This is a genomic window from Rhodococcus sp. T9N, assembly GCF_024436645.1.
Classification (GTDB): domain Bacteria; phylum Actinomycetota; class Actinomycetes; order Mycobacteriales; family Mycobacteriaceae; genus Rhodococcus_F; species Rhodococcus_F qingshengii.
The window spans coordinates 1-727 of sequence record NZ_JAMSKS010000089.1 but is presented as its reverse complement, the minus strand read 5'-3'; the positions used below and the strand labels follow the sequence as shown (position 1 = coordinate 727).

The window sequence follows — 727 nt, the reverse complement described above, 5'->3', positions numbered from 1 at the left end:
GATGCATCAAGCAGCAACTGTGTCGCCTGCGCCTCGGATGCAGCAGGAAGGGTCGGCCAACGGAGTTTCAGATCAGGAAGGGTGGCGAACGCCATGATCGATCACTCCTCGTCGGAAGCCTTGCGCGGTCGGACTGTCCGCTTCTTCGGAACCTCAACAGGTTCGGGATCAGGCTCACCCGCAAGGCGATTGAGTCGATCGAAGCGGACAATCGCATCTGGGTGGACCTGCACCACCTCGCCGGTCAACGCTGACCGGTGGGCACCGTCCGAATCGATGTACGACATCAACCCGACCCGGACGGTGCGCTCCACCGCAGACATTAAGCAGCCAACCCTGTCACTTTGAGGACACTCAACGGGTTTGTAACCGCGAAGAGTGCGCGGATCGAGGTCTGAACCCAGGTGGATTCCGTTGCCTCGTCACGCCATGTAGTGGTGCGCAGCGGCTGCTCGGTGCGGAACTCGCCGACACCGCGCTCTTCGACGACGTATGCCGAACCGGCTGCAACCTGATTGCTGGCAATCATGTCGGTGTTCCAGTTCGACAGAACATCCTTCCAGCGATCGCCGTAGACGACCTGGAAGTCGAGCATCTGAGCCGGGTTGACGATCCAGAGGTTGAACTCGTTGCCGAGCTCGAACGTCTCCGCCTTGAGCTGCACTGCCGCGAAGTCCGCTGCAGGCTGAGCTGCATTCGACGTCGTGGTCAGGGTTGCAGCCTTCGC

General features: G+C 60.8%; 2 protein-coding genes. Both read right to left on the bottom strand.

All coding sequences use genetic code 11. From position 1 onward, the window contains the following. Positions 1-101: 101 nt before the first annotated feature. Entirely contained in the window at positions 102-323 is a 222-nt protein-coding gene (locus tag M1L53_RS34775) for a hypothetical protein (RefSeq protein WP_261949463.1), read from the bottom strand. Beyond that, positions 323-727: major capsid protein (locus M1L53_RS34770; protein WP_315974193.1), on the bottom strand; the 405-nt coding region annotated here is incomplete at its 5' end. The genes M1L53_RS34770 and M1L53_RS34775, both read right to left, overlap by 1 nt.